The organism is Streptomyces sp. NRRL WC-3626 (assembly GCF_000718785.1).
In the GTDB taxonomy this organism is placed as follows: domain Bacteria; phylum Actinomycetota; class Actinomycetes; order Streptomycetales; family Streptomycetaceae; genus Streptomyces; species Streptomyces edwardsiae.
Genome location: NZ_JOCA01000009.1, coordinates 36,897 through 61,726 on the forward strand (window position 1 = coordinate 36,897; position 24,830 = coordinate 61,726).

At 71.0% G+C, this 24,830-nt stretch carries 23 protein-coding genes and 2 tRNA genes; 8 read left to right on the forward strand and 17 right to left on the reverse strand.

Going from position 1 to position 24,830, the window contains the following annotated elements; genetic code table 11:
• Window positions 1-12: 12 nt before the first annotated feature.
• On the reverse strand, window positions 13-237 hold the full coding sequence (locus IF28_RS0115935; RefSeq protein WP_030219912.1) for a hypothetical protein: 225 nt from the start codon (window positions 235-237) through the stop codon (window positions 13-15).
• A gap of 92 nt (window positions 238-329) precedes the next feature.
• Here IF28_RS0115935 and IF28_RS0115940 point away from each other — a divergent pair, with 92 nt between their 5' ends.
• Window positions 330-1,292, forward strand: a complete 963-nt coding sequence (locus tag IF28_RS0115940; RefSeq protein ID WP_030219915.1) for a GlxA family transcriptional regulator — start codon at window positions 330-332, stop codon at window positions 1,290-1,292.
• 19 nt (window positions 1,293-1,311) lie between these two features.
• Here IF28_RS0115940 and IF28_RS0115945 read toward each other — a convergent pair whose 3' ends face one another.
• From IF28_RS0115945 to IF28_RS0115990, 10 genes are all read right to left on the reverse strand, one after another.
• Window positions 1,312-2,679: a cytochrome P450 gene (locus IF28_RS0115945; RefSeq protein ID WP_030219917.1), complete on the reverse strand. Its 1,368-nt coding sequence runs from the start codon at window positions 2,677-2,679 to the stop codon at window positions 1,312-1,314.
• On the reverse strand, window positions 2,676-3,761 hold the full coding sequence (gene cyc1 / locus IF28_RS0115950) for an epi-isozizaene synthase (RefSeq protein ID WP_030219919.1): 1,086 nt from the start codon (window positions 3,759-3,761) through the stop codon (window positions 2,676-2,678). The genes IF28_RS0115945 and cyc1 overlap by 4 nt, the downstream gene beginning before the upstream one ends.
• Window positions 3,762-3,980: 219 nt before the next feature.
• Window positions 3,981-4,631 (reverse strand): peptide deformylase, encoded by a 651-nt coding sequence (gene def / locus IF28_RS0115955; protein ID WP_030219928.1) that lies wholly within the window; start codon window positions 4,629-4,631, stop codon window positions 3,981-3,983.
• A 93-nt stretch (window positions 4,632-4,724) separates the two neighbouring features.
• The gene (locus IF28_RS0115960; protein WP_030219930.1) at window positions 4,725-5,705 is read right to left on the reverse strand and encodes a tetratricopeptide repeat protein; all 981 of its coding nucleotides are present in this window, start codon (window positions 5,703-5,705) and stop codon (window positions 4,725-4,727) included.
• Window positions 5,706-5,807: 102 nt separating this feature from the next.
• Window positions 5,808-7,109: an HD-GYP domain-containing protein gene (locus IF28_RS0115965; protein WP_078621199.1), complete on the reverse strand. Its 1,302-nt coding sequence runs from the start codon at window positions 7,107-7,109 to the stop codon at window positions 5,808-5,810.
• Window positions 7,106-8,527 (reverse strand): HD-GYP domain-containing protein, encoded by a 1,422-nt coding sequence (locus IF28_RS0115970; protein WP_078621201.1) that lies wholly within the window; start codon window positions 8,525-8,527, stop codon window positions 7,106-7,108. The genes IF28_RS0115965 and IF28_RS0115970 overlap by 4 nt, the downstream gene beginning before the upstream one ends.
• Before the next feature lie 150 nt (window positions 8,528-8,677).
• Window positions 8,678-8,989 (reverse strand): mycothiol system anti-sigma-R factor, encoded by a 312-nt coding sequence (gene rsrA / locus IF28_RS0115975; RefSeq protein ID WP_030219942.1) that lies wholly within the window; start codon window positions 8,987-8,989, stop codon window positions 8,678-8,680.
• Window positions 8,986-9,672 (reverse strand): RNA polymerase sigma factor SigR, encoded by a 687-nt coding sequence (sigR, locus tag IF28_RS0115980; RefSeq protein ID WP_030219944.1) that lies wholly within the window; start codon window positions 9,670-9,672, stop codon window positions 8,986-8,988. Before sigR ends, rsrA begins: the two co-directional genes overlap by 4 nt.
• 310 nt (window positions 9,673-9,982) lie before the next feature.
• Entirely contained in the window at window positions 9,983-10,642 is a 660-nt protein-coding gene (locus tag IF28_RS0115985) for an alpha/beta family hydrolase (protein ID WP_030219947.1), read from the reverse strand.
• A 1-nt stretch (window position 10,643) separates the two neighbouring features.
• Entirely contained in the window at window positions 10,644-11,459 is an 816-nt protein-coding gene (locus IF28_RS0115990; RefSeq protein WP_078621203.1) for an SOS response-associated peptidase, read from the reverse strand.
• Window positions 11,460-11,519: 60 nt separating this feature from the next.
• On the opposite strand from IF28_RS0115990, the gene IF28_RS0115995 reads away from it, so the two are divergent.
• The 4 genes from IF28_RS0115995 to IF28_RS0116010 all read left to right on the forward strand — a co-directional run bounded on the left by IF28_RS0115995 (window position 11,520) and on the right by IF28_RS0116010 (window position 15,134).
• Entirely contained in the window at window positions 11,520-12,242 is a 723-nt protein-coding gene (locus tag IF28_RS0115995; RefSeq protein ID WP_030219952.1) for a M50 family metallopeptidase, read from the forward strand.
• Window positions 12,243-12,364: 122 nt separating this feature from the next.
• Complete coding sequence (aroA, locus tag IF28_RS0116000) at window positions 12,365-13,681, forward strand: 3-phosphoshikimate 1-carboxyvinyltransferase (RefSeq protein ID WP_030219954.1); 1,317 nt, start codon at window positions 12,365-12,367, stop codon at window positions 13,679-13,681.
• Between the two features lie 9 nt (window positions 13,682-13,690).
• The gene (gene rsgA / locus IF28_RS0116005) at window positions 13,691-14,701 is read left to right on the forward strand and encodes a ribosome small subunit-dependent GTPase A (protein ID WP_030219957.1); all 1,011 of its coding nucleotides are present in this window, start codon (window positions 13,691-13,693) and stop codon (window positions 14,699-14,701) included.
• A gap of 109 nt (window positions 14,702-14,810) precedes the next feature.
• On the forward strand, window positions 14,811-15,134 hold the full coding sequence (locus tag IF28_RS0116010; protein WP_030219960.1) for a DMT family transporter: 324 nt from the start codon (window positions 14,811-14,813) through the stop codon (window positions 15,132-15,134).
• A gap of 7 nt (window positions 15,135-15,141) precedes the next feature.
• Here IF28_RS0116010 and IF28_RS0116015 read toward each other — a convergent pair whose 3' ends face one another.
• A complete protein-coding gene (locus IF28_RS0116015; protein ID WP_030219962.1) occupies window positions 15,142-15,753 on the reverse strand; it encodes a TetR/AcrR family transcriptional regulator in 612 nt (203 codons plus the stop codon).
• 128 nt (window positions 15,754-15,881) lie between these two features.
• Here IF28_RS0116015 and hisN point away from each other — a divergent pair, with 128 nt between their 5' ends.
• Both hisN and IF28_RS0116025 read left to right on the forward strand, forming a co-directional pair.
• The gene (hisN, locus tag IF28_RS0116020) at window positions 15,882-16,682 is read left to right on the forward strand and encodes a histidinol-phosphatase (protein ID WP_030219964.1); all 801 of its coding nucleotides are present in this window, start codon (window positions 15,882-15,884) and stop codon (window positions 16,680-16,682) included.
• A 170-nt stretch (window positions 16,683-16,852) separates the two neighbouring features.
• Complete coding sequence (locus IF28_RS0116025) at window positions 16,853-17,254, forward strand: cyclic nucleotide-binding/CBS domain-containing protein (protein ID WP_030219966.1); 402 nt, start codon at window positions 16,853-16,855, stop codon at window positions 17,252-17,254.
• 65 nt (window positions 17,255-17,319) lie between these two features.
• Here IF28_RS0116025 and IF28_RS0116030 read toward each other — a convergent pair whose 3' ends face one another.
• Window positions 17,320-18,771, reverse strand: coding sequence for a catalase (locus tag IF28_RS0116030; protein ID WP_030219967.1), 1,452 nt, complete (start codon window positions 18,769-18,771; stop codon window positions 17,320-17,322).
• 145 nt (window positions 18,772-18,916) lie between these two features.
• On the opposite strand from IF28_RS0116030, the gene IF28_RS0116035 reads away from it, so the two are divergent.
• The gene (locus IF28_RS0116035; protein WP_030219971.1) at window positions 18,917-19,333 is read left to right on the forward strand and encodes a Fur family transcriptional regulator; all 417 of its coding nucleotides are present in this window, start codon (window positions 18,917-18,919) and stop codon (window positions 19,331-19,333) included.
• A gap of 87 nt (window positions 19,334-19,420) precedes the next feature.
• Here the strand turns inward: IF28_RS0116035 and IF28_RS0116040 are convergent.
• From IF28_RS0116040 to IF28_RS0116055, 4 genes are all read right to left on the reverse strand, one after another.
• Window positions 19,421-19,494 (reverse strand) — tRNA-Met (locus IF28_RS0116040).
• A gap of 155 nt (window positions 19,495-19,649) precedes the next feature.
• Complete coding sequence (locus tag IF28_RS0116045) at window positions 19,650-21,464, reverse strand: tetratricopeptide repeat protein (RefSeq protein WP_199808998.1); 1,815 nt, start codon at window positions 21,462-21,464, stop codon at window positions 19,650-19,652.
• A 222-nt stretch (window positions 21,465-21,686) separates the two neighbouring features.
• Window positions 21,687-21,760: transfer RNA gene (locus IF28_RS0116050), tRNA-Met, on the reverse strand.
• A 55-nt stretch (window positions 21,761-21,815) separates the two neighbouring features.
• Window positions 21,816-24,755, reverse strand: a complete 2,940-nt coding sequence (locus IF28_RS0116055) for a UPF0182 family protein (protein ID WP_234325221.1) — start codon at window positions 24,753-24,755, stop codon at window positions 21,816-21,818.
• Window positions 24,756-24,830 lie beyond the last annotated feature (75 nt).

Sequence of the window (24,830 nt, forward strand, 5' to 3'; positions counted from 1 at the left end):
TGCCGCCCCACGTCACGCCGCGTGTGCGGTGCGGCGCGGGGCGGCGTTCTTCGCCGGGCGCGGGGCCGCCGGCGTGTCGTGGCCTGCGGCCGCGGCCCGGGCTGCCTCGGCCCGTTCGATCTGCCGGTCGATGCGCCGCTCCCGTGCGATGCCGAGCAGGGCGGGCCAGGTCATGAAGACGAACAGGCCGAGAACGGCCACCAGCGCGGTCAGTGCGTGTATCTGCGTCGTTTCCATGACACCACTGTCGCGCCGGATACTCCTTACCGGCAGTGGCAGGACTGCCGTACACCCTCGATTTACTGCCAACAACGAGGCACACTGGGGTCATGCTCCAGAACGTGGCCGCCGTCCTCCTCGACGGTGTGAACCCCTTCGAACTCGGCGTCGTCTGCGAGGTGTTCGGCGTCGACCGCAGTGACGACGGGCTGCCCGTGTACGACTTCGCCGTCGCCTCGGCCGACGGTCCCACCGTGCGCGCCAACACCGGATTCTCCCTCCAGGTCGAGCACGGCCTGCGGCGGCTGGAGACGGCGGACCTCATCGCCGTACCCGCCGGTTCCTCCTACGTCTCCCGGGAGTTCCCGCCCGAGCTGCTGGACGCCCTGCGGCGGGCGGTGGACCGGGGTGCCCGGGTGCTCAGCGTCTGCTCCGGGGTGTTCGTGCTCGCCGCCGCCGGACTGCTCGAGGGCCGCCGCGCCGCCGTCCACTGGAAGCACGCGGAGGAGCTGACCAGGCGGTACCCCCATCTGACGGTCGAACCGGACGTGCTCTACGTCGACGAGGACCCGGTGATCACCTCCGCGGGGACCGCCGCCGGCATCGACGCCTGTCTGCATCTGGTGCGCAAGGAGCAGGGCCCGGACGTCGCCAACAGGATCGCCCGGCGCATGGTGGTGCCCCCGCACCGCGACGGCGGGCAAGCCCAGTACATCGAGCGCCCGCTGCCGGAGCCCGGCGGTGACACCGTCTCCGAGGTGCTGGTGTGGATGGAGCGGCACCTCGACGAGGAGACCACCGTCGAACAGCTCGCCGCCCGCGCCCATATGTCGCCGCGTACCTTCGCCCGGCGCTTCCAGCAGGAGACCGGCACCACGCCCTACCGCTGGATCCTGCGCCAGCGGGTGCTGCTGGCACAGCGGCTGCTGGAGGCCACGGACGAGACGGTGGACGCGATCGCGGGCCGTACCGGCTTCGGCAACGCGGCGGCGCTGCGCCACCACTTCGTACGGGCCGTCGGTACGACTCCGCAGGTCTACCGGCGCACGTTCAGGGGCCCGGAGGCCGCCTGAACGTGTGCCGCGCGCCCGGTCAGCGGGGCAGTGCCCGCAGCATCAGCCGGCGCGGCCGGAGCGTGATGCCGATCCGGGGCCGGGGGTCGGAGCCGCCCGCGTGCTCGAAGCGGTGGGCGGAGGCGATCACCGCGGTGAGGAGCGTGAGTTCGGCCATCGAGAAGTGGTCGCTGGGACACTTCCGGTTGCCCACGCTGAACGGGCTCATCGCGTACTTGGGCACGTCCCCCGAGCGCTCCGGGAGCCAGCGGTCGGGGTCGAACTCCTCGTGCCGCTCGTACGACCGGCCGTCGCGCTGGACCGCGTACGGACTGTAGATGAGGTCGGCCCCCTCGGGAATACGGTATCCGCCGAGTTCCGTGTCCGTCACCGCACGGCGCGTCAATATCCATACGGCCGGATACAGCCGCAGGGTCTCCGTGACGACATTCGCGGTGTACGTCAGCTTGCGCACGTCCTCGAATGCGACCGGGCGGTCACCCACGACGGTTTTCACCTCCTCGCGGATCTTGTCGCCGAGTTCCGGGTGCTCGGTGAGAACCAGGAGGAGCGACATGACCGTGGCCCCGACGGTTTCGCTGCCGGGGGTGAGTATGGCGATGACCTGGTCGTGGATCTCCTGTTCCCCGATGGGGTCGCCATTCTCGTCCTTCGCCTCCAGCAAAGCCGTCAGCAAATCGTCCGGTTTTTGACCGCTCGCGCGTCGGTCGGCGACGATCTCGTCGACCAGGACGTGCAAATCGGCCAGCGCCCGGTTGAATTCCCGGTTGGCCGGGAGCGGCACCTTATAAAGGGGGCCGAGGGGCACCACCATGCGCTGGTACATGCCGCTGAACAGCGTGGCGAGGTCGGTGCAGATGCGGTCCGCGCGGGCGTCCATGTAGCCGCCGCGCATCAGACAGCGGGCGGCGATCCGGACGGCCACACGGAAGGACTCCGCCGTCACGTCCAGGACCTCCCCCGAGCGCCAGCGCTCCACCACCGCGTACGACTCCTCCGCCATGATCGGCCCGTACGCGGGGATCGCGTCGAGCTTGAAGGCGGGCTGGATGGTGCGCCGCTGACGCCGGTGCAGCGGGCCGTTCGCGGTGGCCACGCCCTCCTTTCCGAGGAGGCTCTCCAGGGACTCCCACAGCGGCCCGGCGATGATGTAGTCGGGGCTGAGCGCCACCGTCCCGGTGAGGGCGGGGGTGGTGACGGCGTACACCGTCTTGGGTCCGAGTTTCAGGCGCACGACGTCGCCGTGGTCGCGCAGTTGGCCCAGGAAGGCCAGCGGGTCGCGGACCAGTTTCCAGCCGTGGCCGAGGAGGGGGACCCCGCCGCCGGCCACCGGCGGCTCGCGCAGTGGGGTCTCGGACGTGCCGGGCCTCACCGACTCGACGGTCATGACTCACCTGCCGCTTCGTTGTTGACGTACGGGGGCGTGGACCGGTCGTCCCAGCTGTCCACCCGGTACCGGCCGGACTCGTGGTGGAACCAGTAGACGGAGCTGAACCAGTTCCGCATATTGCCGACGCAGGCGCGTACGGCGGCACTCGTCTCCTTTCCTCCCACCGTGCCGTCGTCGAGGGTGTCGGCGAGACGCAGCGCATCCTGTTCGGCGTCCAGGAATTCGCTGATGCATTCCTCGACGCGACGCCTCACTTCGGCGATCGCCTCTTCGAGGGTCAGTTTCTCGTGGGTGATGAGACTGATGCCGAGATTGTGCACCTCACTGCCCGCTAATTCTTTCGGCAGTGAACACAGGTCGTTGTACCAGGCGGCGAATTCCTGACTGAACAGTGCCGCCTTCCGATAGGCGTGGTTGTGCCGAACCGCGTCCGGGAGTTCACTTCCCGCGCTCGGCTCCAGGAGATCGGTCCAGATCCAGTGCGCGAAGGTGAGCCGGCGCAGTTCCAGATATTCCTCGACGGTGGGGACGATCCCCTCCGTACGGTTGTGGAATTCCCGGTCGTACGCCTCGATCACCTCGTGGAAGTGCCGGGCGAACCGGGCGTTCCAGCCGCCCGGCAGGAAGGCGTAGAGCCGCTGCACGCTGTCCGCGAGGCCCGCCACCACCGGATCCTCGTGCCCTCTGTGGTCACCGGGGCTGTCGAGGGCCCTGTGCAGCCGCTTCCTGAGCCGTGACCAGGCGGCGGGCCGGTCGTGCACGATGTCGCGGTCGTGCCGGTCGTCCCAGACGAAGAACCAGGCGCTGTAGTCCGCGATCGCCTGCAGGACGTCCTCGGGGGCGCCTATGTAGTACCCCGCCATAAGGTCGGTGTAGCACAGGCCGTCGGCATATTCCTCCACCTTGTCCGGCGGCATCAGCCGCATTTCGAGCAGCCACGCCCTGGTCCTCTCCTGGAGCTTCGGCCAAAACGGGTGGAGTTGCCGGGGAAACGCCGTCTCGATCACCGGAAGAGACAGCGCCGGTGGAACTGCGATGGTGGTCGGTGTCGATGTGGTGCCGTGTGACAAAGCATGCACGAACAATCCCCTCTCGCCGCCAGTCGGCGTGCTCCCACCCCCGTGCCGGGCGCACGCCGTGCGTATCCCACACCTCCATTCAGCACCACAACTGACCGCTATGGGAACGGATTTGCTTCTTTCACTACCATTGGGGCCCACAGACGAACGGCGTCCGATCGAAGAAGTGCTCGATCGAACGCCGTTCGTTGAGGAGACGCGGGACTCCGGGGGAGCCCGTCAGCCGTTGGCGACCACGGGGTAGCGCGGCTCGTTCTCGGCCATCTGCCGCAGCGCGTCCTTGCGTTCACGCTTGGACAGCCGGTCGATGTAGAGGTAGCCGTACAGGTGGTCGGTCTCGTGCTGCAAACACCGTGCGAAATAGCCCGTGCCGCGTACCCGGACGGGGTTGCCCCGCTCGTCCTGCCCGGTCACTTCGGCGTAGTCGGGGCGGGCCAGCGGCATGTAGGCGGTGGGCACGGACAGGCAGCCCTCGTTGCTGTCGTCCAGCCGGCGCTGCTCGGCGGGCAGTTCGACCAGCTTGGGGTTGCAGATCACACCGACGTGCCGGACGCCGTCGTCGTCGGGGCAGTCGTAGACGAAGACCTTCTTGCCCACACCGATCTGGTTGGCGGCCAGGCCCACGCCCTCGGCGGTGCGCTGGCTCGTGAACATGTCGGCCACCAGCTGCTGGAACTCGTCGCCGAAGTCGGTGACGTCCGCGCACTCCTGGTGCAGCACGGGGTTGCCGACCACGGTGATCGGGCGCGAGGTGCCGCGCTCCCGCCACGCAGCCTCGCGCTCCTCGCAGTCCTCCGTGTCGATGACATACCCCTCGCCGTCGACGGGGAGCACCCCCGCGTGCTGCTGATCGGTGTCCTGCTGAGCCATGACCGACGTACGCCTTCCTGAGTAAGACCGGGGTTGTGATCTGACAAGGGTACGGGGAACCGTGCCCCGGCAGGGGCGCGGGACTCCACGGTCTCAGCACACCTCTTCGAGGTCCCGCCAGTCGCGGGACTCCGGGCTGTCCGCTACCCACCCGTCCAGCAGCCCCCGGACGAGGGAAGCGGGCGCGGCGACGCCGCATTCGCGTTCCGGTACCCACAGCTGCCCGTCCGTACGGTGCCCCAGCGGCCCCGGATGCCCGGGCTCACTGTGATCGTGCGGATCCAGATGCTCGCCCTCCCCCTCGTCCGACGGCATCCGGGACTCCGAGCACATCCGGCACAGCAGCCGCACGGACGACGACCAGTCCTCGGCCGCGAAACCGGCGTCGGAGGCCAGCTGCTCCAGCGCGTCCCGGTCGGCCTCGGTCGCGGCCTCCAGCAGCACCACCCAGGTCGGCACCGGCGAGGGCGCCCACAACTCGATCTCGTCGAACACCGGGTACGTGTGACCGGCGGCGGTGCTCCGCTCGCCGTGCGGCACACCGTCGTGCAGGACGACCTCGCCCCAGCGGCGCCCGGACGACGGCAGCGGAATGGACAGCACCTCGATCCGGGCGGGGTCGAGCCGCCGCCCCCACACCACCTCGGCCTCCCCCTCCGGGGAGAGCCGTACGGCCGCGCTGCCCAGGTCCATGCCGAGGGGCTCGCCGGAGTCGGTGGGCGGGCCGGGCACCTTGAGTCCGTAAGCCTGCCAGGCCCGCCGGGCCAGCGGCCAGTCCTGGAGGGCGGTGGCGGAGATGCCGACGTTCCACCAGTCGGGAGCCCCGGTGTCGCGGTCGAGCAGGGCGACGGCGCGCAGTCCGGCCGCGCGCGCCTGCTCCCAGTCGTGCCGGAACTTGTGCAGCAGCGCCAGGTTGAACCAGGACTCCGACAGCCAGGGTTCCAGATCGGCGGCACGTGTCAGGAGCGCGCCCGCGTCCTCGTACCGGCCGTCGCCGATGAGCGTGAACGCGCGGTCCGTGGCCTGCCGCCAGGAGGCGGAGGGCCGGTGCCGTCCCTTGCCGAAGATCCTCACGATTCCCGCCTGCCAGTTCCGTCGGTGGGCTGGCTGTACCTGTCCGCGCCCCCGGACTCCCTCTCCTTCGCATCCAACCACGTACGGCCACAAGGGCGCTCATTACCCATGGGTTACCCAGCCCCGGCCGGGGTCAGACAGTCCCGTACGTGGTCCTCGCCACGGTCGGCCCTGGTGTTCACGCGTCCCCTCCGTGTTCCGTGACAGCACCCGGGCCAGTGCCTCCACCACCTCCGGCGCGTACGCGCCGGAGGTGCCCAGGCGCAGTTCCTCCAGCGCGGTGAGCGGCCCGCCGGGCCCTCCTTCCCGCGACTTCTCCTCGTACGCGTTGACCACCCGGACGATCCGCGCGGCGAGCGGCTGCTCCCGGTGCGGGTCGGCCTGGCGTTCGACGATCGCGGCCACGCGCGGGTCCACGCCGGTCTGGCGTACGACGGCGCCGCCGAGGAGGGCGATCCGCCGCTGCTCCTCGACGGGCAGTTCGGCGGTGGCGCCCGCGGGGACCGGGTCGACGAGGCTGAGCTGGCCGATGTCGTGCATCAGGGCGGCGTACTCCAGCACGGTCAGCTCGGGTTCGCTCAGTCCGAGATCCCGGCCCACCGCCTGGCCGAGTGCGGCGACCCGGCGGGCGTGTCCGGCCGGGGTGCAGCCCGCGATCTCGGTGGCTCGCGCGAGGGAGGTGATGGTCTGCCGGTAGGTGGCGCGCACGGCGGCGTACCGCCGGTAGGACAGCTGGGCGAGCAGCAGCGGTACGGAGAAGACGGGCAGTGCCCACAGCCCTACGACCGCGACGCCGAGCGCCATCACCGCGCCCGTGGCGATGACGGCGGCCCCGATGCCGGGCAGGGCCCGCAGTTCGTCGCGCAGGGTCGGCAGGAAGGGCCATCCGGTGCGGGAGTGGGCGAGCGCGGCGGCGAGGACGGCGTCGCACAGGGCGGTGAGGGACAGCAGGGCGAGCAGCAGTACCGCGTGGGCGGGGCCGCCCCAGCCGTCGATGGTGCCCCGGTTGTACAGCGGCTGGAAGCACAGGGCGACGAAACCGACGGTCAGCACCCTGCGCGCCGACGGGTCGAGGGCGGGACCGTCCCCGCGACCGACGTACGGCACGCTGCCGAGCAGGGAGGCCGCGAGCACCACGGTGACGACCTGGGCCGCGCCGTGCTGGGTGGGCCGCCCCGCGATCTCGCCGAGCAGCGCGTACGACAGTGAGCCGGCGGCGGCGAGCGGCGCGGCCTCCCGGATGCCGGTCCCGGTGCGCCGGCTGAGCTCGCCGACGGCGATGAGCACCCCGAAGGCGAGCGCGGCACCACGCCCCTCGACTCCGTCGTAGAGGGTCGCGCCGAGGGAGCCGACGGCGAGGACGGCGGCGCACACGTGCACGACGGTATGGAGCCGCGGCCTCATCGCCGGGCCCCGGGTGCGGCGGGCCCGGGCACGGAGGGCGTACCGCCGTCGGCCGGCCGCATGTCACCGTCGGCGCGTCGGGTGCCGCCCGTGGCGGACCGGGGGTCGTCGGCGGTCACCGCCGGGTGCCAGCCGGAGTGGGTGATCGCCCGGACCAGTGCGGCCACCATCCGGGGGTCGAAGTGGGCGCCCGCGCAACGGCGCAGTTCGTCGAGTGCCGCCTGCACGGGCCGGGCCCTGCTGTACGAGCGGTTGGAGGTCATCGCGTCGAAGGCGTCGGCGACGGCGACCACGCGCGCGGACTCCGGGATCTGACCGCCCGCCAGCCCGTAGGGGTAGCCGCTGCCGTCCAGCCGTTCGTGGTGGTGGAGCACCGCCGCGCGGGCCTCGCCGAGGAAGGAGATGCCCCGCACCATCTCGTGCCCGTACTCGGGGTGCAGTTCGATCACCCGGCGCTCCTCGGGGGTCAGCGGGCCGTTCTTGGTGAGCAGCCGGGTGGGCACGCCGAGCTTGCCGACGTCGTGCAGGATGCCCGCGAAGCGGAGCAGCTCGACGCGTTCGTCGTCCATGCCGAGCTCGCGCGCGATCATCATGGACGCCCGTCCGACGCGTTCGCTGTGACCGCGCGTGTAGCCGTCCTTGATGTCGACGGCCTGGACGAGGGCACGGATCGTGGCCTGGTGGGCGGCCCGCTCCCGGTGGTACTGGGCGAACGCCCACCATGAGACGCCCATCGGCAGCAGCACGAGCAGCGCGGCGACGGGGCCGTAGGTGCTGCGCCACAGCAGCGCCATCATGAGCCCGGCGAGGCCGTGCACGGTGAGGGGTGCCAGCGAGCCGAGGAACAGCCGCCACCAGGCGGCCGGCGCCGAAGTGCGCCTCCCGCGCGGGAGCGCGCCGGAGGTGAGCGCCAGGATGCCTCCCTCGAGCAGGGTGAGCACCAGGCAGAAGACCAGCACCGCCGCCCCGGCCGTGCCGAGGGCTCCCGGCACGGCGCAGTCCGCCACCGCGTCCCGGCCGCCGACGGCCAGATGGACGCGGCTCGCGGCCCATACGGCGAGCACCAGCCGTCCGGCCCGCCAGAGTCTGCGCGCCAGATACGGCCGCTGCTCCACGGGAAGCAGCAGCGCGCCGGGGAGCGCGACCAGCGCCGCGGCGGACGGTGGCAGCAGGAACGCCGCGGCGAGCAGGACGGGGTGGAAGATGCCGCCCGGGTGCGGGGCGGCGACCGTACGTGACCGGGCGAGGCGCTCGCAGCCGGCGTACAGGGCGGCGAGCAGGGCGGCCGCCCACCAGGAGATGTGGTCACCGCCCGGCTGGGACACGGGCGCGCCGGGGATCAGGGGCAGCAGACAGAGCAGGGCCGCCACGGTGACGCAGACGACGTACGCGCGGGCCCGTGCCGGTAACGCCTCCATGGAGCCCCCTCCCCCGACCGTGCCCGCCGGCACTCGACCCCGCCACCATGCCTGGCTCCGGAGCCTAGGACGGCTAGGGGTGCCTCCACGGGCCGATAACCCGCGGATTAGCACGTTCGAGTGACATGAGGGCCGGGGGGCGGCCCGGTGTCAGGACTCCTGGGGGGTCGCCGGGGAGGCGGCGACGTCCTGGTCGGGGACGGTCTGGCCGGAGCGGATCAGATCGATCCGCCCCATCACCTTGGAGCGCAGGTCGCCCGGCACGTCGTCCTGCCCGCAGCAGCGCTTGACGAGCTTCTTCACGGCCTGCTCGAGCCCGTACTTCTCCAGGCAGGGCGAGCATTCCTCGAAGTGGTGCTCGAACTTCACACAGTCGGAATCCGGCATCTCACGGTCGAGGAACTCGTAGAGATGATCGAGGATTTCGCTGCAATCCGTCTCGTGCGGCTCTCCGCAGCTCATGACCCCGAGCCTTTCGCTTCGTTCGACTCTCCGGCGCCGGCCGGGACCAGTCCGCGCTCACGCGCGTAGTCCTCCAGCATGCCGCGCAGCTGACGGCGACCGCGGTGCAGCCGGGACATCACCGTACCGATGGGTGTCCCCATGATGTCCGCGATCTCCTTGTAGGCAAAGCCCTCTACGTCGGCGAGATACACCGCGATGCGGAACTCCTCGGGAATCGCCTGCAGCGCTTCCTTGACGTCCGAGTCGGGCAGGTGGTCCAGCGCCTGCGACTCCGCGGAGCGCAGACCCGTGGACATGTGCGACTCGGCGCGCGCGAGCTGCCAGTCCTCGATCTCCTCGGCCGCGCTGCGCTGGGGTTCGCGCTGCTTCTTGCGGTACGAGTTGATGAAGGTGTTGGTGAGGATCCGGTACAGCCACGCCTTGAGGTTGGTGCCCTCACGGAACTGGTGGAAGGACGCGTACGCCTTGGCGTACGTCTCCTGGACCAGGTCCTCCGCGTCGGCCGGGTTGCGCGTCATGCGCAGGGCGGCCGAGTACATCTGGTCGAGGAACTCGAGCGCGTCCCGCTCGAAGCGCGCGCTGCGCTCCGTGGTCGACTCCGCGCTCGTGCTGCCCTGGCCCTCGGGCTGCTCCGCCTGGCCGTGTTCGGTCCCTGCGTCGGTACCGGGAACCTGACCCACCTCCTCCAGAGTTTTGATGAGACCGGGACCGGTCTCACCCGAATCGGAGGATAGACGACGATCCGGTCCGCCCGCCGCCCGAACGGGGACGGTCCTGGCCGCGTGCAGCACCGTCCAGTCCAGGGCGACGCGGGCACTGCGGCTCGAATCAGACTCTGCCGGGCGCAGCCCGTCCACGGGGTGGTGACGGGTGGCGGGTGGGCAGAAGGTCGAACCCATGGGGCGGACTTCCTCTCCTACGACGGTGATGCCGTTGACCGGCACATACGTCCGCCACAACAGCGGGAGCCGGTCCGGCATTCCCGGCGGCTCAGCCGAGTGGGCCGGCCCACCGCACGACCGCGTCCGTGACCAGCGCCACGGCCTCGTCCTGGGTGAGGCCGGCCCGTTTGGGGACGGCGAGGCCGTGGTCCGCGTGGGGCACCTCGACCAGTTCGTAGGGCCCCTCGGGGAATTCCCGCGGCCTGCCGAACGGGTCGTTGCCGCCCTGGACGACGAGCGTGGGCACGCCGGCGCCGAGCAGTTCGCCCGCGCGGGACTTCTCCGGCCTGCCCGGCGGGTGCAGGGGGAAGCTCAGGGCGAGGACGGCACGGGCGCCGAGTTCCGTGGCGGTGCGGCAGGCGACGCGGGCACCGGCGCTGCGCCCTGCCGAGATCACCGGCAGGCCCGGCTTCGCCAGCGCGGGCCACACGCCCCGCCAGCCGACGTCGAGGGTCCTGGGCGCGGGGGCCACCTTCTTGCCGGCCACCCGCCAGGGCTGTTCGACCAGCGCGACGGTGACTCCGTGGGCGGGCAGCGCGGCGGCGAGCGCCCGCAGGTCCCGGGCGTCGATGCCGCCGCCCGCGCCGTGGCTCACCGCGAGGACGAGCCGGGCCCGGCCGGGTGCGCGGTGCCAGGTGACGCGGGCGGGGCCCGCGTCCGTCTCGACGGTCTCGGTGGCGGCCGTCGCGGCCGGGGTGTCGGGGGTCACGTCAGAAGAGTGTGCCCTCTTCGGGCCCGTCCAGCTCCTTCAGCAGCTCCGGTCCGTTGTTGCGGACGTTGCTGACGGCCGTGGCGACCGGGAAGGCGCGCATCAGACCGGTGGGCGGCGGGGCGAGCAGTTCGCGCAGCTCGTCGACGTCGGTGCGGGCGGGGTCCAGCCAGGCGTCCCAGCGGTCCGGGGTGAGCATCAGCGGCATCCGCGGGTGGATCTCGGCGAGGGCGTGCGGGCCGTCCGCCGGGGACACGGCGAGGGGGCCGGTCTCGGCCTCGGTGGTGATGACGGAGCAGGTCACCCACCAGGCGCGGGGGTGGTCGTCCGGCAGCGTCTTGTCCCGCCAGAACTCGTACAGTCCCGCCATCGCGAACACCGAGCCGTCGGCGGGCGTGACGAAGTAGGGCTGCTTGCGGGGCCGCTTCTTCTTCCCTTCGACCTCCAGGTCCCGCTCCTGCTGCCCGGTGACCCACTCGTAGTAGCCGTCGGCGGGCAGGATGCAGCGCCGGGAGGAGAAGGCACGGCGGTACGACGGCTTCTCGTGGACGGTCTCCGCGCGGGCGTTGATCATCCGGGCGGCGCCCTCGGGGGTCTTGGACCAGGAGGGGACCAGGCCCCACTTCAGCTTCCGCAGCTGCCGAACCGGACGCGGTTCCGTCACGTCTTTGAGGGCACGGTCGAGAACGGCGAAGACCTCCTTGGTCGGCGCCACGTTGTAGTCGGGCTCCAGGGTCTCCTCCGGCTCCCACTTCTCGATTTCAAAGATTCCCGCGAGATCCTCGGGCCTTCGACTCGCTGCATACCGTCCGCACATACGTGCAACACTGCCAGACTCCGTACGCGCAGAGGGAGCACCCGCACACAGATGGAAAGCATGGTCAGTACCGCGTCCGCCTCACTCGCCTCCCTCTGGGACGAGGTCTCCGGCACCCAGCCCGACCCGGACATCTGGGTGGTCGTCGCCACCCTGGTCGCCGCGGCCGCCGTCGTCGTACCGCAGGGGCCCTGGCGGCTGTCCCGGAACGCGATCACGATCGCGCACGAGGGCGGGCACGGACTGGTGGCGCTGCTCACCGGGCGCACGCTGACGGGGATACGCCTGCATTCGGACACCAGCGGCCTGACCGTCAGCCGCGGCAAACCGGACGGCATCGGCATGATCCTCACGGCCGCCTCCGGCTACACCGCTCCCCCGCTGCTGGGCCTGGGCGGCGCCGCGCTGCTCGGCGCCGGGCGCATCACGCTGCTGCTGTGGCTGGCGACGGGGCTGCTGGTGGCGATGCTGGTGATGATCCGCAACGCGTACGGGGCGATGTCGGTGCTGGTCACGGGCGCCACGTTCGTCCTGGTGTCCTGGCTGACCGGCCCCCAGGTGCAGGCGGCGTTCGCGTACGCCGTGGTGTGGTTCCTGCTGCTCGGCGGCGTACGCCCGGCCTTCGAACTCCAGGCCAAACGCTCCCGCGGCGGCGCCGGCGACTCGGACGCGGACCAGCTCTCCCGCCTGACCCACGTCCCACCGGGCCTGTGGCTGTTCCTGTTCCACGCGGTGTCGCTGTGCTCACTGCTGGGTGGCGGCAGGTGGCTCCTGGGCCTGTAGCGGTCCACGACACCCTGTGCTGGGCTCATGGACCGCAGGGGTACACGGCGCGCGACCAGCCACAACGAACGCGCAGCCGACAAGCGGGGCCCGCACACCCCCCTCCTTATAGAGTGGGCCCCATGGCCCGAAACCCCGCAGACACCGCCCTCTGGCCCGCCCCGCACGCGAGCGGAGCCGTCGACGCGACGGTCCACGTGCCCGGGTCGAAGTCCGTCACCAACCGTGCCCTCGTCCTCGCCGCGCTCGCCTCCGAGCCGGGCTGGCTGCGCCGCCCGCTGCGCTCGCGCGACACGCTGCTGATGGCGGGCGCGCTGCGTGCGATGGGTGTGGAGATCGAGGAGGGCGTGGGCCCCGACGGCACCGGCGAGGCCTGGCGGGTGCTCCCCACGGGCCTGCGCGGCCAGGCCACCGTCGACGTCGGCAACGCCGGCACGGTGATGCGGTTCCTGCCCCCGGTCGCCACGCTGGCCGACGGCCCCGTCCGCTTCGACGGCGATCCGCGGTCGTACGAGCGTCCCCTGAACGGCGTCATCGACGCGCTGCGGGACCTCGGTGCGCGGATCGACGACGAGGACCGCGGCGCGCTGCCGATGACGGTGCACGGCGGCGGCGCCCTGGACGGCGGCACGGTGGAGGTCGACGCGTCGTCGTCCTCCCAGTTCGTCAGCGCCCTGCTGCTGTCCGCGCCGCGCTTCAACCAGGGCGTCGAGGTACGGCACACGGGCACGACGCTGCCGTCGCTGCCGCACATCCGGATGACCGTCGACATGCTCCGCGCGGTGGGCGCCCAGGTGGACACCCCCGAGTCGGGCGGCGAGCCCAACGTCTGGCGGGTCACGCCCGGCGCCCTGCTGGGCCGGGACCTGACCATCGAGCCGGATCTGTCCAACGCCCAGCCGTTCCTGGCGGCGGCGCTGGTGACCGGCGGCAAGGTCGTGATCCCGGACTGGCCGGCCCGTACGACCCAGCCCGGTGACCGGTTGCGGGAGATCTTCACCGAGATGGGCGGTTCCTGTGAGCTGACCGAGTTCGGTCTGGTCTTCACCGGTTCCGGATCGGTCCACGGCGTCGACGTGGACCTCGGCGAGGTCGGCGAGCTGACGCCCGGCATCGCGGCCGTGGCGGCGCTCGCGGACTCCCCGTCCACCCTGCGCGGCGTGGCCCATCTGCGGCTGCACGAGACGGACCGGCTCGCCGCGCTGACCAAGGAGATCAACGAGCTCGGCGGCGACGTCACCGAGACCGCCGACGGTCTGCACATCCGCCCGCGCCGGCTGCACGGCGGGGTCTTCCACACCTACGAGGACCACCGGATGGCCACCGCGGGCGCGATCCTCGGCCTCGCGGTCGAGGGCGTGCAGATCGAGAACGTGGCGACGACGGCGAAGACCCTGCCGGACTTCCCCGACCTGTGGACCGGGATGCTCGGGGCGTAGGGGTTCACCATGCGCCGCTACGGCAAGCACACCGACGAGGACGACATCCGCTCCCGCCCCAACCGCAAGGGCAACCGGCCGCGCACCCACATCCGGCCCAAGCACGAGGACGCCGCCGAGGGCCTGGTCCTCACCGTCGACCGGGGCCGGCTGACCTGCCTCGTCGACGACCGGACCGTGATGGCCATGAAGGCCCGTGAGCTGGGCCGCAAAGCGGCGGTGGTCGGCGACCGGGTGGCGATCGTGGGCGACCTGTCCGGGAAGAAGGACACCCTCGCGCGGATCGTGCGGATCGGGGAGCGCGCGTCGGTACTGCGCCGTACCGCGGACGACGACGACCCCTACGAGCGGGTCGTCGTCGCCAACGCCGACCAGCTCGCCGTCGTCACCGCCCTCGCCGATCCCGAACCCCGTCCGCGGCTGATCGACCGCTGTCTGGTCGCGGCGTACGACGGCGGCCTCGAACCGCTGCTGGTGCTGACCAAGTCGGACCTCGCGCCGCCGGACAAGATGCTGGAGCTGTACGGCGACCTCGACATCCCGTACGTCGTGACCAGCCGTGCCGAGCTGGAGAGCGGCGAGGCGGCGGACCGGGTGCGGGAGCAGCTGGACGGCCGGATCACGGCGTTCGTGGGGCACTCCGGGGTCGGCAAGACGACGCTGGTCAACGCGCTGGTGCCGGAGGAACGACGCCGTACGACCGGCCATGTCAACGCGGTGACGGGCCGGGGGCGGCACACCACGACGTCCGCGCTGGCGCTGCCCCTCGCGGGGGCGGAGGGCTGGGTGATCGACACCCCGGGGGTGCGGTCGTTCGGGCTCGCCCATGTCGACCCGTCCCGGGTGATCCACGCCTTCCCCGATCTGGAGCCGGGCACGGAGGGCTGTCCGCGCGCGTGCAGTCACGACGAGCCGGACTGCGCGCTGGACGCCTGGGTGGCCGAAGGCCACGCGGACCAGGCGCGGCTGTACTCGCTGCGGCGGCTGCTGGCGACGCGGGAGCGCACGGAGGGCGACTGACCTCCGGGTTGTTTGTCGTGGCCCGCGGACGGTAAGTGCATAATCGCACCGAGCCGGACCCGAACGTGGCGAAGCGGTCACCGAACTGGGCGATGCGGGAGGACGACACATGGCGTGGCTGCTGGTCGTGGTGGCCGGGGTTCTCGAGACCGGTTTCGCCGTGTGTCTGAAGCTGTCGCACGGCTTCACCCGGCTGTGGCCGACCGTCGCGTTCTGCGCGTTCGCGCTGGGCAGCTTCGGGCTGCTGACCATGGCGCTGAAGAAGCTCGACGTGGGGCCCGCGTACGCGGTGTGGACCGGTATCGGCGCGGCGGGGACGGCGATCTACGGGATGGTGTTCCTCGGGGACCTGGTGTCGACGCTGAAGATCGTGTCGATCACGTTCGTGATCGTCGGCGTGATCGGACTGCAGCTGTCGGGGTCCGCGCACTGAGGGAGTGCTACGGAACGGCGGTGTGCCGGTGCAGGGCGCCGCGCACCAGGTCGGTGACGCCGTCGCCGGGCGGCGGCGCGGCGACGCAGGACAGGGCGAGGCGGACCACGAGTTCACAGGACCGGGCCAGTTCGGCGGGCGCCTGCCCGGGGATGCCGGTGCCGGCCAGGACGGCGACGGCGCGGTCCCGGACGAGGGCGACGAAGTCGGCGGGTGAGGGCAGCGGGCCGTCGGCGCGGCGCTGTGCCGGCACGGCGGAGCCGGACGCCACGGCCGCGAGACCGGGGGTGGGCAGGCGCTCGCTCCAGAAACCGGTGAGCAGGGCGCGCACCAGGGCGTTGCCGCGGGCGCTCGCGGTGATCCACTCGGCGGTCGCGGTCAGCCGCTCGCGCGGGTCGGAGTGACCCGTGAGGGCGCGGTCGACGCCCGCGAGATAGCCGTCGGCCTCCCGGCGTACGAGGGCCCGGGCGAGGCCGTCCTTGCTGCCGAACTCGTTGTACAGCGTCTGGCGGGAGACACCGGCCGCGGCGGCCACGTCCACCATCCGCACCGCGGACCACGGGCGGCGTGCCAGTGCCGTGCCGGCGGCGTCCAGCAGAGATTCCCGCGCTGCAGGCATCTTCGCCTCCCTCGGGGCGAGCGGCCGACCCTGCGGTTAGATTTGACGCGCCGTCGGGCACTGTCAAGGGTTCTCGGGCCCCGCCCCCCGCTGGCCCCGCACCGACCTCGGCAGATACCGTTCGTCACATGCCCGACTACCTCGACGACCTGCGTCTCGCCCATGTCCTCGCGGACGCCGCCGACGCCGCGACGATGGAACGGTTCAAGGCTCTCGACCTCAAGGTGGAGACCAAACCGGACATGACGCCGGTGAGTGAGGCGGACAAGGCCGCCGAGGAGCTGATCCGCAATCACCTCAAGCGCGCCCGCCCGAGGGACGCGGTCCTGGGCGAGGAGTACGGCGTCGAGGGCACGGGGCCGCGGCGCTGGGTGATCGACCCGATCGACGGCACCAAGAACTACGTGCGCGGCGTCCCCGTGTGGGCGACGCTGATCTCCCTCATGGAGGCCGGTGAGGGGGGCTTCCAGCCGGTCGTCGGGGTGGTCTCGGCGCCCGCCCTCAGCCGCCGCTGGTGGGCCGCGCGGGGACACGGCGCCTTCGCCGGCCGCAGTCTGTCCTCGGCCTCCCGGCTGCACGTCTCGCGCGTCTCGAAGCTGTCCGACGCCTCCCTCGCGTACTCCTCGCTCAGCGGCTGGGAGGAGCAGGGGCGTCTCGACGGCTTCCTCGACCTCACGCGCGAGGTGTGGCGCACCCGCGCGTACGGCGACTTCTGGCCGTACATGATGGTCGCCGAGGGGTCGGTCGACATGTGCGCCGAGCCCGAGCTGTCGCTGTGGGACATGGCGGCCACCGCGATCGTCGTCACGGAGGCCGGGGGCGCCTTCACCGGGCTCGACGGCCGTCCCGGACCGCACAGCGGCAACGCGGCCGCGTCGAACGGGCTGCTGCACGACGAGCTGCTGGGGTATCTGAACCAGCGTTACTGAGCGGCACGGGGCGAGCGTGCGCGCCCCCGATCGGCCGCACGCGCCCCCTTGTTGACCCCCGCTTTGCCTGCCACTCTGAGAGTCCCCCCACTTGTGAACTTGTGAAACCGTGAACGAGCGGGCTTCCGCGCCCGTGACCACGCGGTTTCCGGTAGGAGGTGGCTCCATCCATGCTCGTCCGTGACGCCATGAGCACCGTGGTCCTCACCATCGGCCCCGCCCACACCCTCCGCCAGGCCGCCGCCCTCATGTCCACCCGCCGGGTGGGCGCGGCCGTGGTCCTCGATCCCGACGGGACCGGCATCGGCATCCTCACCGAACGGGACGTCCTCAACTCCCTGGGGCTCGGCCAGGACCCCGACGCCGAGCGCGCCCACGCCCACACCACCACCGACGTCGTGTTCGCCGCCCCGTCCTGGACCCTGGAGGAGGCCGCCGCGGCCATGACCCACGGCGGTTTCCGCCATCTGATCGTCCTGGAACGGGGCGAGCCCGCGGGCATCGTCTCGGTCCGCGACATCATCCGCTGCTGGGCGCCTCGGCGGCAGCGGGCCCAGCAGGTACCGGCGTAACGCGAAACGGGCCGGACCCCCGAGGGAGTCCGGCCCGTCCGCCGGCCGGCGGTCCAGCGCCGGCGTCAGCCGCGCAGCGCCTGGACGGCGGCCTCCAGCCGCTTGCCGAAGTCCTCGTCCGCCTGGCGGAAGTTGTTGATCGCGCGGTCGGCGATCTCGTCACGCGTGACCCCGGAGATGGCGCCCGCCAGGTTGTTCACCAGGCGCTCCTTCTCCTCCTCCGTCATCAGCCGGTAGAGGTTGCCGGCCTGCACGAAGTCGTTGTCCTCGGCGTGCACGGGCGTGACCGTCTCGCCGGTGACCCCGGTGACCGCGACGGGCTGCCACGGCGAACGGTCCGTCTGGAACGGGCCGCCGAAGCTGTTCGGTTCGTAGTTCTTCGCGCCCTTGTGGCGGCCGTCGTACAGGTAGCCGTCACGGGAGTGGGTGCGCGCCTCGGTGGCGTGCGGGCGGTTCACCGGCAGGTGATCGGCGTTGATGCCGACGCGGTAGCGGTGGGCGTCGCCGTAGGCGAAGAGGCGGCCCTGGAGCATCTTGTCCGGGGAGGGACCGATGCCCGGCACGAAGTGGGCGGGGCTGAAGATGGACTGCTCGACCTCGGCGAAGATGTTCTCCGGGTTGCGGTTGAGCTCCAGCTTGCCGAACTCGATCAGCGGGTAGTCCGCGTGCGGCCAGACCTTGGTCAGGTCGAACGGGTTGAACCGGTACGTCGCCGCCTCGGACGCCGGCATCACCTGGACGGAGACGGTCCAGGACGGGAAGTCGCCGCGCTCGATGGCCTCGCGCAGGTCCCGCTGGTGGGAGTCGGGGTCCTTGCCCGCGAGGACCTCGGCCTCCTCGGCGGTCAGGGTCTTGATGCCCTGGTCCGTCTTGAAGTGGTACTTGACCCAGAAGGCCTCGCCCGCCTCGTTGTTCCACTGGTAGGTGTGCGAGCCGAAGCCGTCCATGTGGCGGTACGACGCCGGAATGCCGCGGTCTCCGAACAGCCAGGTCACCTGGTGCGTGGACTCGGGCGACAGACCCCAGAAGTCGAAGACGTTGTCCGCCTCCTGCGAGCCGGTGTACGGGTCGCGCTTCTGGGTGTGGATGAAGTCGGGGAACTTGATGGCGTCCCGGATGAAGAACACCGGGGTGTTGTTGCCGACGAGGTCGTAGTTGCCCTCCTCGGTGTAGAACTTCAGCGCGAAACCGCGCGGGTCGCGCACGGCGTCCGGGGCGCCCAGGTTGCCGGCCACCGTCGAGAAGCGCAGGAAGGTCTCCGTCTGCTTGCCGACCTCGGAGAGGAACTTGGCGCGCGTGTACTTCGTGACATCGGCGGTCACCGTGAAGGTGCCGTACGCGCCGGCGCCGCGGGCGTGCACCACGCGCTCCGGGATGCGCTCACGGTTGAAGTGGGCCAGCTTCTCCAGGAGGAGCTGGTCCTGGACGAGGACCGGGCCACCGACGCCCGCGGTCTCGCTGTTCTGGTTGTCGGCAACCGGAGCCCCGGCCTCCGTCGTAAGCGGTCCCTGCGTCACGTACGCCTCCTGCGTCATTTCCGACCAACCCTGTTCCTTGGCCAAAGCCGATCTCGATCCTACAATGGACAATGTCTAAGTCAAGTTAAGCTCCAAAGTCACACCCGTTCGGGACTCCGATCCCCCTGCTGTTAGGCTGGTGCCTATGAGTGACCTTCTGGAACGGCTCCGTGGACGTGGATGGCGGATGACCGCGCAGCGCCGTGTCGTGGCCGAGGTCCTCGACGGCGAACATGTCCACCTGACGGCCGACGAGGTGCACGCCAGGGCCGTCGTCAAGCTGCCGGAGATCTCCCGGGCGACCGTCTACAACACCCTGGGCGAGCTGGTCTCGCTGGGTGAGGTGCTCGAGGTCGCCACGGACAAGCGGGCCAAGCGGTACGACCCGAACGCCCACCGTCCGCACCACCACCTGGTGTGTGCGCGCTGCGGCGCGATACGCGACGTCCACCCGACCGGCAATCCGCTGGCGGACCTGCCCGACACGGAGCGTTTCGGTTTCACGGTCTCCGACGTCGAGGTGACGTACCGCGGGGTCTGCCCGAACTGCGCGTCCGCGTAGCCGAAAGCCCCGGCACCTCTGAGTGCCCGGGGCCGCACATACGACCGAGGGCCGGAATCCATTCGGATTCCGGCCCTCGGCCTTCAGTAGCGGGGACAGGATTTGAACCTGCGACCTCTGGGTTATGAGCCCAGCGAGCTACCGAGCTGCTCCACCCCGCGTCGATGAATGAAACACTACGTCAACCCATCCAACAGAAGCAAATCCGTTCCCTCGCACAGCTGCGGGCAGTCGTGCCGCCGGGGCGGCACGGGTGGGCGCAGCGGCACCCCGCAACGCCGGGCTGCGCAACACCCCCCGCCCAGCCGGCGCAGCCTCACGCCGACAGTTCCTCCCGCAGCGCGTCCCGCAACCGCGTCGCCCGCTCCGCCACGGCGACCGGCCCCAGCCCCACCGCCCGCTCGGCCCACCGCTGCCCCTCCGCCAGCTCCCCCCGCCGCGCATACACCAGCGCAAGCCGCAGCGCCGCCCGCCCATGCCCCGCATCGGCCGCCCGCGTCCACCACACCGCCGCCTCCGGCTCACTCCCCTCCCGGGCCAACAGCAGCCCCAGATTGAACGCGCCGTTCCGCGACCCCGCCTCCGCCGCTTCCCGGTACCACCGCGCCGCCTCGACCACGTCCCCCCGCGCCGCCGCGAGCATCCCGACCCGCACCTGCGCCCGTCGATGCCCCTGCGAGGCGGCTCGCTCGTACCACTCCTCGCATTCGCTGCGCCGGTTCACCGGCTCCCCCAGCTCATGCTCGGGCTCCGGCGGCCGACGCGCGTCCAGCAACGTCGCCAGCCGGTAGGCGGCCTCCGCGCTGCCGCCTCCCGCCGCGCACCGCAGGAACCGCTCCGCCTCGTTCTCCTCGCCCTCCCGCAGCCGCGCCATGCCGACCTGCAGCGCCGCCTCCATGTGCCCGGCGGCCGCCGCCCGCTCGTACCAGCGCAGCGCGGACCGCTCCTCGCCCCGGCCCGCGTGCAGGATGCCGAGGTTGAAGGCGGCGTCCACGCTGCCGGTCTCCGCCGCCTTGGAGAACCACGGCTCCGCGCCGGTCTCGTCACCGGCCCGCAGCAGCAGGATCGCCAGCGCGTTCGCCGCCTCGCGGTGGCCGGCGTACGCGGCCCGGCGGTACCACTGCTCGGCCTGGCCGGTCCGGCCCTGGTCGGCGCAGAGCAGCCCGAGGTTGTACGCGCCGTTGATGTCACCGGCGTCCATCGCGGCCCGGTACCAGCGCTCGGCGGTCTGGGTCTCGCCGCGCTCGGCGTGCAGCGCGCCCAGCGCGTTGGCCGCGTTGCCGTCACCGTCCTGGGCGGCCCGCAGCCACCACACTGCGGCGCTCTCGCTGTCCCCGGCGTCGCGCAGCAGGAAGCCGAGGGCACAGGCGGCACGGGCCTCGCCGTCCTTGGCGGAGGTCAGATACCAGCGGCCGGCCTCCTTGAGGTCGCCGCGTCTCTCCAGGATCGTCCCGAGGTGCAGCGCGGCCCGGCGGTGTCCGCGCGCGGCGGCCTGCCGGTACCACTGCTCGGCCTCCCCGACCAGCGCCGTACCGTCGTCGCTCTCCGGTACGGCGGCCCTGCCCTCCAGCGCGCGGGCCAGCCGGTACGCCCCTTCCCGGTGCCCCCGTTCGGCGGCGGCCCGCATCCAGCGCTCGGCCCCCGCCGTGTCCCCGCGGTGTTCCAGCAGGTCGGCGAGGGCGTACGCGCCCAGGGTGTGGCCCTGCTCGGCGGACTGGCGCAGCCAGTACTCGGCGGCCGGTTCGTCCCCTCGCTCCCGGTGGTGGCGGCCCAGCGCGTGGGCGGCCGCGGTGGAGCCGGCGACGGCGGCGATGCGCCACCAGCCTGCGGCCTCGTCGGCGTAGCCCCGCTGGTGCAGCAGGACGCCCAGGTTGTTGGCGGCGGCGCGGTCGCCCGCGGCGGTGGCGGCGCGCAGATGGGGTTCGGCTCCGTCGAGATCACCCCGGCGCAGCAGCATGGCGCCGAGGACACTCATCGCTTCCACGTCGCCGGTCTCGGCGGCGAGCCGCCGGCGCAGCTCCTCCGCCGCCTCGTCGGCGGCCTCCCCCGCGTCGCGGGGTTCCTCCTGAACGGAGGACTTCACAAAACGCCCTGTCTCGAACAGAGTTGCCTTGTCCCCCATACCATCCATCGTCGCACCACCTGCAACCTGGGTACACCTGGTATACCGCAGTCAGTGAGGTCACTACAGCGTTTTGTCGACATGCCCACAGAGAGACAAGTCAAACACAGATCTGCCAACTCCCGTCGGCGGCACGGCCGTAGCCAGGCCAGGTACATGCGTTCGCCCATCACAAAGGCCCGGATTCCTTGAGGAATCCGGGCCTTTGGTGTCACCTGTCGGTGACGTGAGTAGCGGGGACAGGATTTGAACCTGCGACCTCTGGGTTATGAGCCCAGCGAGCTACCGAGCTGCTCCACCCCGCGCCGTTGTGTTGCAACCGTAGCACGGCGCGGGAGGGGCGTTTGACCAGGCCGGTCGCTAACTGCTCGGGCTCGCGTCGGGACTGGGCTCGCTCTCCCCGCCCCCGGCTCCGCCACCCCCTTCGGACGACTGGGCCGCCTCGGCCTTGCGCAGCGCGTCCTCCAGGTCCTTCTGTGCCTTGCCGTAGGCCTCCCAGTCGTTCTTCTTCAGGGCTTCCTGGCCGGCGTCGAAGGCCTTCTGGGCGTCGTTCAGCGCCTCCTGGACCGTCGGGTTGTCGGACGCCGGCGGTGGTGTCGTGCCCTCGTCCTCACCGGCGCCCTCGTCCTCGCCCGGTGGTGGCTCGGTGGGCGTGCCCTCACCGGCGAAGACCTTGTTCAGGGCCTCGTCGAGGGTGTCCTCGAAGGCCGTCTGGCCCCCGTAGGTCACCAGCACCTTCCGCAGCAGCGGATACTTCAGCCCGCCACCGCGCACATAGACCGGCTCCACATAGAGCAGTCCCCCGTCGAGCGGGACGGCGAGCAGGTTGCCGTACTCGACCTCCGAGTCACCGCCTCTCAGCAGCCTGATGGACTCGGCGATGTTCTGTTCGGAGTTGAACTGGCTCTGGACCTGTTTGGGTCCGGCGGCCGTGGTGCTGGTCGGCAGCTTCAGGACTCTGATCTTGCCGTAGTCGTCGGTGCCCGGATCGGCGTTCACCGCCATGAAGGCACTGAGGTTGTCACGGCCGTTCGGTGTGAACGTCGTGGTGAGCGAGAAGGTCTGCTCCGACTGGTCGGGCATCTTCATGCTCAGGTAGTACGGCGGAACCGCGTCGCCCGTCTTGTTGGTCGGGTCGTCCGGCACCTGCCACACCTCGCTGCCCGAGAGGAACGTGGTGGCGTCCTTCACGTGGTAGCGGGTCAGCAGTTCGCGCTGCACCTTGAACAGGTCCTGCGGATACCGCAGATGGGCCATCAGATCGCCGGAGATCTCCGTCTTCGGCTGCACCGTGTCCGGGAAGGCCTTCATCCAGGTCTTCAGGACCGGGTCCTGGGTGTCCCACTGGTAGAGCTTGACCTCGCCGCTGTACGCGTCGACGGTCGCCTTCACCGAGTTGCGGATGTAGTTGACCTGGTTCTGCTGGGCCACCACCGCGCGCTGGTCGTTGGTGGCGGTCAGCGAGTCGGCCGTGGTGTCACCGAGGGTCGTCCGCGACGCGTACGGATAGCCGTTGGTGGTCGTGTAGGCGTCGACGATCCACTGGATGCGGCCGTCCACGACCGCCGGGTAGGCGTCGCCGTCGATGGTCAGCCAGGGGGCGATCGCCTCGACGCGCTCCTTGGGCGTGCGGTTGTAGAGGATCCTTGAACCCTCGCCGATCGCACCCGAGTAGAGGATCTGCGGCTCGCTGAACGCCACCGCGTAGGCGGCCCGGTTGACCGGGTTGGCGAGGTTGACCCCGCTGTCGCCCTTGTAGCTGTACGTCTTCTCGCCGTTGTCGTCGGAGTAGTCGATCTCCTTCTGCGGACCGCCGACGATCGAGTACGTCGTCGTGCGCTCGCCGTAGTAGACGCGCTGCTCGTACGACCCCAGGTCGCCCTTGGAGGGCAGGTCGGACTCGGTGAACTCGGGACGGCCGCCGGCGTCGGCGCTGGTGCCCTCGGCGGCGACGACCCCGTATCCGTGCGTGTACCGGAAGTGGTCGTTGATCCAGTTCCGCTTCGGGATGCCGCTGAGGTTCAGCTCGCGCAGACCGATGACGGTGTCCTGGTCCTTGCCGTCCTTGTTGTAGCGGTCGACGTCCAGGTTGGTCGGGAACGCGTAGTAGTTCCTGATCTGCTGGAGCTGCTGGAACGTCGGCGAGACGATGTTCGGGTCCATGATCCGGATGCTCGCCGTGTCATCGACGTCGTCCCGCAGCCGCGTCTTGTCCTGGGTCTGACTGGTGCCCGGGTACTCGGTCACCTGGGAGTCGTCGATGCCGTAGGCCTCACGCGTGGCCTTGAGGTTCTTCTCGACGTACGGCGCTTCCTTGGCCTGCTCGTTCGGCTGGACCTGGAACTTCTGCACGATCGCCGGGTACAGGCCGCCGATGAGGATCGCCGACAGCACCATCAGACCGAAGCCGATCACGGGCAGCTGCCAGGTGCGCCGCCACAGGGTGGCGAAGAACAGCAGCGCGCAGATCACGGCGATGCAGAACAGGATCGTCTTGGCCGGCAGATAGGCGTTGGCGTCGACGTACCGCAGGCCCGTCCAGCTGTCGGTGGCCTTGAAATCGCTGGACTTCACCGCCAGTCCGTACCGGTCGAGCCAGTAGGCGACCGCCTTCAGGGCGACGAAGATGCCGAGGAGCACCGAGAGGTGTCCGGTGGCGGCGGCCGTGGCACGCGCGCCGGGGCTGGTGATGCGCAGCCCGCCGTACAGGTAGTGGGTGAGCGCGGCGGCGATCAGCGCCAGGATGGTGGCGGCGAAGCCGAAGCCGAGCAGGAACCGGTACCAGGGCAGGTCGAAGGCGTAGAAGGAGACGTCGAGCTTGAACTGCGGGTCCTTCTGGCCGAACGGCACGCCGTTGACCCACATCAGCCAGGTCCGCCACTGGCTCGACGCCGAGGCGCCGGCGATCAGGCCGACCAGCGCGGTGATGCCGAGCAGCAGCCACTTCTTGTAGGGGGCGATGCCCATCCGGTACCGGTCGAGGTTCTGCTGCTCCATCGACATGGCGCTCAGCGGCGGCCGCATGCGGTGGGCCAGCCAGACGTTGAAGCCGACCGCGAGGGCCATCAGCAGACCGAAGACGAAGAACAGTCCGATCTTGGTCGACAGGGTCGTGGTGAACACCGACGAGTAGTCGACCGAGCGGTACCACAGCCAGTCGGTCCAGAAGCCCGCGAACATGGTGAACACCATGCCGAGGACGGCCAGGACGCCCAGTGTCATGAGCAGGGTCCGGACCCGCCGGGACGGGCGGCCCACTCTGATCCGTGGCCCCGTCGGGCCTCCGCCTCGGTCCGGCATCTGGAAAGCCAAGGTAGGCACCTCGAAGTTCGCTGTTGATTCGTCAGGCCCGCGTCTTCACGGACCGTGTGCGGG